We start from the raw sequence: 5580 nt of genomic DNA on the forward strand, positions 1-5580 counted from the left end.
GCTCGCGATCATGAGCACGCGCCCCCACCCGCGCGACGTCATGCCGGGCAGGTAGGCACGCGTGAGCCGGACGGCCGTGAGGACGTTGACCTCGAAATACCGCCGCCACTCGTCGTCGGACACCTCGGCGCGCACCCCGGCCTCGAGCAGGGAGGTCCGCTCCGCATCGCTGATGGTGCGCAGCAGCTGCGAGTCCGGCGGCTCCCACGACCCGACGGACACGACGGCGGTCGTCACGGAGTCGAACATGCGCAGCGCGGCGGCGACGTCGGGCTGGCGGCGCAGGGCGTCGGCGGTGCGGGCGTCGTCGACGACGAGCGGCGCGAAGATCGGGCGCGCGGTGCCGCCTGAGCGGAGGGCGACGCGGCGGACGATCTCGACGGGAGACTCGTCGAGATCGGTGCCGATGGCGCCGGTGAGCTGGACGACGTCGACGCGGGGGAGCGGCGGCAGCGCGGCGCTCATGGCGGTGAGCGTGCGGCCCCACGCGAGCCCGAGCACCTCGCCCTCGCGGAGGGTCCCGCCGAGGATCTGCGCGGCGGCCTCGCCGACCTGGTGGCGGACGGCGTCGGCGTCGCCGCTCGTCTCCACGACGGTCACGGAGGCGAGCCCGAGGTGCTCGGACAGCGCGGCGCCTAGCGTCGGGTCCTGGAGCCCGTCGGCGTGGATCGTGATCGTGACGACGCCGGTCGCCTTCGCGTGCTCGAGCAGACGCGCGACCTTGAACCGGGACAGCCCGAGCTCGTCGGCGATCTGCACCTTCGACACGTCGTCGACGTAGTAGCGCCGGGCCGCGAGGACCATCAGCCCGCGGTCGTCGGCGCCGTTGCCGCGCCCCTCTGCTTCGCTCATGTGAGCACCATAGCGCGCTCGAACGTTGCCCAATCGTGATCTGGCCAAGTTGATCCCGGCGAGATGCGCGACGTAGTGTCGAAGCCAGATGAGCAACGCACGATGCTCATATGAGCAATAACACAGGCTGCGAGGAGGCAGACATGGTGAAGCGCCGCCGGATCCCGGAGGAGCTCGGCATCGGCGTGGTGATCGTGCTCGTCGCGGTGATCTTCAGCCTGATGTCCCCGACGTTCCGCACGTTCGACAACGCCAACCTGCTGCTGCTCAACGGCACGGTCATCGCGTTCCTCGCGATGGGGCAGGCGTTCGTGCTGCTCACGGGCGGCATCGACCTGTCGACCGGCTCGAACGTCGCCCTGACCGGCATGGTCGCCGCGCTCCTCATGCGCAACGGCCTGCCGTGGTGGGCTGCGGCGCTCGCCGCGCTCGCGGTCGGCGCGTTCGTCGGCGTCATCAACGGCGCCCTCATCCACTACCTCAAGCTGCCGCCGTTCATCGTGACGTTCGCGGCGTTCGGCGTCGCGGCGTCGATCCCGCTCATCCTCACCGGCGCGAGCTCCGTCAACGTCGCCGACCCGATGTTCGCGATCATCGGCCGCGGCGGGCTGTTCGGCATCCCGATGCCCGTCGTCCTCGTCGCGGTGTTCGCGGTCGTCTTCACGATCCTGCTGCGGCTCACGCCGACCGGCGTCCACATCTACGCGGTCGGCGGCAACGCCGAGACGTCGCGCCTGTCCGGCATCCCGATCGGTCGCGTGACGATGCTCGTCTACGCGGTCTCCGGCCTGTGCGCCGGCATGGGCGGCCTCATCGTCACGTCGCGCCTCATGGTCGGCTACCCGTCGGCCGGCTCGGGCAACGAGCTCTTCTACTCGATCGCCGCGGCGGTCGTCGGCGGCGTCAGCCTGTTCGGCGGCATCGGGTCGCTGCCCGGCGCGCTGCTCGGTGCCGTCCTCATCGCGACCGTGTCCAACGGCATGAACGTCGTCGGCGTCCAGTCGTACTGGCAGCCGCTCGTCATCGGCCTCATCATCCTCGGCGGCGTCATCCTCGACACCTACCGCCGCCAGTCGTCGCTGAGCGACCTGTTCCGCCGCCACCTCCGCGGCGGCCCTCCGAGCGGCACCGACGCAGCGGCCACCCCCGCGACGACCGCGGCCTCCGCCACCCCCGTCACCGCGGGCACCCCCGACCACCGGTGAACCCGGCACGACCCCGACCCACCCCCAGGAGAGACAGAGCGATGAAGCTTCGCATCCCCGCCCTCGCGGCCGGCCTGGCCGCCACCACCCTCGTGCTCGGCGCGTGCGGTGCCGTCGACACCGGCACGGGCTCGTCGAACAGCGGCTCGTCCGGTGCGGCGACCGCCGCGTCCGGCGAGATCCCTCGCCCGGAGTCCTGCGACGACGAGACCCCCTTCGTCGCGGTCGCGCTGCCGAACCTCACCAACCCCTACTACGTCGCGATGAAGGCCGGCTTCGAGGAGGCGGCCGAGGCGAACGGGTTCGAGGTCGAGGTGCAGATCGCCGACGACGACGACGCCAACCAGCTCGCGCAGGCGCAGTCGATGCTGCAGAAGAAGCCGTGCGCCCTGGCGCTCAACGCGGTCAAGTCCGAGCCGGGCGCCGCGATCGTCAAGGCCGCGAACGACGCGGGCGTGCCCGTCTTTACCGTCAACGTGGGCATCGACCCCGAGGCGCTGGAGTCGCAGGGCGCGAGCATCGTGCAGTACCTGGGCGCGGACAACACCGCGGGCGGCCGCCAGACCGCCGAGCAGGTCCTCGCCGACCTGGGTGCGGACGCCGAGATCAAGGTCGGCTTCGTCACCGAGCCCGACGAGACGCCGACGCAGATGCGCGACGCCGGCTTCGAGGAGGCGCTGTCCGCCAACCCGAACGCGTCCGTCGTCGCCAAGGTCGACGGCAACGTCAAGCCGGACGACAGCCTGCGCGCGACCACCGAGATGCTCTCCGGCAACCCGGACATCAACGTGATCTTCGCGTCGACCGGCCCGGCCGCCTACGGCGCGCTCCAGGCCCTCGGCGCCAACAGCGCGGTCAAGGTCTACGGGTTCTGCGCGTCCGAGGAGACGCTCACCGACGCGTACCCCGCGTGCGTCGCCCAGGAGCCCAACGCCTACGGCCAGCAGGTGATCGAGCAGATCCGCGCGTGGGTCGACGGCGCCGAGCCCGAGGCGGAGATCCTGCAGTCGCTCAAGCTCTTCACCGTCGGCCAGACGCCGGCGCCGGGCGAGGTCGGCTGACATGACCACGACGTCGACCGGGACGCCGGCAGGGCTGAGCGTCCGAGGGATCATCAAGCGGTACTCGGGTGTGTCGGTGCTGCACGGCGTCTCGGTCGACGTGCGGCCGGGGGACGTCGTCGGGCTCGTCGGCCACAACGGCGCGGGCAAGTCGACGCTCCTGCGGACCATCGCGGGGGCGACGTCCCCCGACGGCGGGCAGATCGTCGTCGACGGCCACGCCGCGACGATCGACTCCCCGGCTGCGGCCATCGCCGCGGGCATCGCGACCGTCTACCAGGAGCTCTCGCTCCTGCCGAACCTCACCGTCGCGCAGAACGTCTACCTCGGCGACGAGCGCTCGCGCGGCGGCCTGCTCCGCCGCGACGAGATGCGCGCCGGGGCACGGAAGCTCGTCGAGTCGTTCGGGCTCGACGTGGACGTCGACCGCAAGCTCGGCGACTACCCCGTCGCGACCCGGCAGATGCTCGAGATCGCGGTCGCCACGCACCGCGACGCGAAGTACCTGCTGCTCGACGAGCCGACGACGAGCCTCGAGGGCGGGCAGGTCGAGCGCCTGCTCGACATGGTCCGGTCCCTCGCGGCACGCGGTCTCGGCATCGTGTTCGTCGACCACAAGCTCGACGAGCTCTACGCGGTCTGCAACCGGGTCGTCGCGCTCGTCGACGGGCGCGTCCGGATCGACGCCCGCGTCGACGAGGTCAGCCGGCACGACGTCGTCGCGGCGATCGCGGGCGACGAGGCTGCGGAGATGGACGACCGCCTGCGCGCGGGCGACGCCCCCACGCAGGCGACGCACACGGCGCAGGTCGAGACCGACGAGGCCGACGCGGCAGCGGCCGTCGCCGACGTCCGCCGCTGGCTCCCCGACGCGTCACGCGGCCCCCGCGTGGAGGTCCGCGACCTGCACGCCCCGGGTGTGCACGGGGTCTCGCTGACCGCCGAGCCGGGCCGTGTCCTCGGCCTGTACGGCCTGGTCGGCGCGGGTCGCACCGAGGTCATGCGCGCGCTCGTCGGGCTCGCGCCCGTCACGGGCGGATCCGTGCTGCTCGACGGTCGCCCCTACCGCCCGGGAACCCCGGCGCGGGCCCAGCGCGCGGGCGTCGTCTACGTCACCGAGGAGCGCAAGAGCGACGGCATCGTCCCGAAGCTCGACTCCCCGATGAACGTCGCGCTGCCCGTCCTGCGCCGATACCGCCGCGCGGGCCTGCTCGACAAGCGCCGCATGCTGCGCGACGCCGACGACCTGCTCGGTCAGCTGCGCGTGCGCGGCGACGTGCACGGACCCGTCGTCAGCCTGTCGGGCGGCAACCAGCAGAAGGTGCTGCTCGCGCGGGCCATCGCGCAGCGGCCGCAGGTGCTGCTGCTCGACGAGCCGACCAAGGGCGTCGACCTCGGCGTGAAGGCCGAGATCCACCGCATCGTCCGGTCGCTCGCGCACGACGCCGGGCTCACCGTCCTGCTCGTCTCCTCCGAGGAGGAGGAGATCTGCGAGGTCGCCGACGACATCGTCGTCGTCTCGCACGGCCGCAGCACCGGCGAGCAGGTGCCCGCCGAGCACCGCACCCCCCAGGCGCTGCGCCTCGCGGCGTGGGCCGCCGCCTGATCCTGGCCCCCTCATGACGTACGACGGACCACCGACGGAAGAGAGCACCCCCATGACGACGAGCGCTGCGGCGACCCTCCAGACCGCACGGGACATCGTGCGGCGCGAGGGCCAGGGGGTCGCGGACGTCGCCGACCAGCTCGACGAGTCGTTCGTCGCGGCCGTCGAGCTCGTGGGCGGGGTGACGGGCAAGGTGTTCGTCACCGGCTCGGGCACGTCGGGCGCGGTCGCGCGCCGCATGGCGCACCTGCTGTCGGTGTGCGGCACCCCGGCGGTCTTCCTGCCGGGCATGGACGCGCTGCACGGCACGATGGGTGCCGTGGTGTCCGGTGACCTGCTCATCACGATCTCGCGCGGCGGCGAGTCGGACGAGCTCAACGACCTGTCCCGCCGCGTGCAGCAGCGGGGCGTGCCGGTGATCGCGTTGACCGCCTCGCCCACGTCGACGCTCGGGACCCTCGCGGACCTCACGGCCGTGGTCGACGCCGGTCCCGAGGTCGACCCCGGCGGCGTCATCGCGATGGGGTCGACGCTCGCGACGGCCGCGTGGGGCGACGCGCTCGCCGCGGTGCTCATGCAGATCCGCGGCTACGGCTGGGAGCAGGTGCTGTTCACGCACCCGGCCGGTGCCGTCGGGCGCATCGAGGAGCTGCCCGAGGCGCTGCCGTCGCTCGCCGCCGAGCGTCCGGAGGCCTGATGGGCGTCGTCGCGGGCGTCGACTCCTCGACGCAGTCCTGCACGGTCGAGCTGCGCGACGCCGAGTCCGGCCGGCTGCTCGGGTCGGGCCGCAGCCCGCACCCGCCGACGTCGCCGCCGGTCAGCGAGCAGGACCCGGCGACGTGGTGGGAGGCGTTCG

The 5580-nt window shown here is 72.7% G+C and carries 5 protein-coding genes; 4 read left to right on the plus strand and 1 reads right to left on the minus strand.

What is annotated here, in order from left to right:
- A partial coding sequence (locus HGA02_RS20885; RefSeq protein ID WP_168678725.1) for an SDR family NAD(P)-dependent oxidoreductase occupies positions 1–852 on the minus strand: 852 nt, incomplete at its 3' end.
- A gap of 110 nt (positions 853–962) precedes the next feature.
- Here HGA02_RS20885 and HGA02_RS21430 point away from each other — a divergent pair.
- From HGA02_RS21430 to HGA02_RS09020, 4 genes are read left to right on the plus strand one after another with little or no spacing between them, the layout of a single operon-like run.
- Positions 963–2057 carry an ABC transporter permease gene (locus HGA02_RS21430; RefSeq protein WP_210728356.1) on the plus strand — a complete coding sequence of 365 codons (1095 nt, stop codon included), beginning with the start codon at positions 963–965 and terminating at the stop codon, positions 2055–2057.
- A gap of 41 nt (positions 2058–2098) precedes the next feature.
- On the plus strand, positions 2099–3118 hold the full coding sequence (locus tag HGA02_RS09010) for a substrate-binding domain-containing protein (protein ID WP_168678726.1): 1020 nt from the start codon (positions 2099–2101) through the stop codon (positions 3116–3118).
- A gap of 1 nt (position 3119) precedes the next feature.
- A complete protein-coding gene (locus HGA02_RS09015; protein WP_168678727.1) occupies positions 3120–4724 on the plus strand; it encodes a sugar ABC transporter ATP-binding protein in 1605 nt (534 codons plus the stop codon).
- 52 nt (positions 4725–4776) lie between these two features.
- Positions 4777–5421 carry a KpsF/GutQ family sugar-phosphate isomerase gene (locus HGA02_RS09020; RefSeq protein ID WP_168678728.1) on the plus strand — a complete coding sequence of 215 codons (645 nt, stop codon included), beginning with the start codon at positions 4777–4779 and terminating at the stop codon, positions 5419–5421.
- Positions 5422–5580: the final 159 nt, after the last annotated feature.

This window comes from Cellulomonas septica (assembly GCF_012396155.1).
GTDB classification, from domain to species: Bacteria; Actinomycetota; Actinomycetes; order Actinomycetales; family Cellulomonadaceae; genus Cellulomonas; species Cellulomonas septica.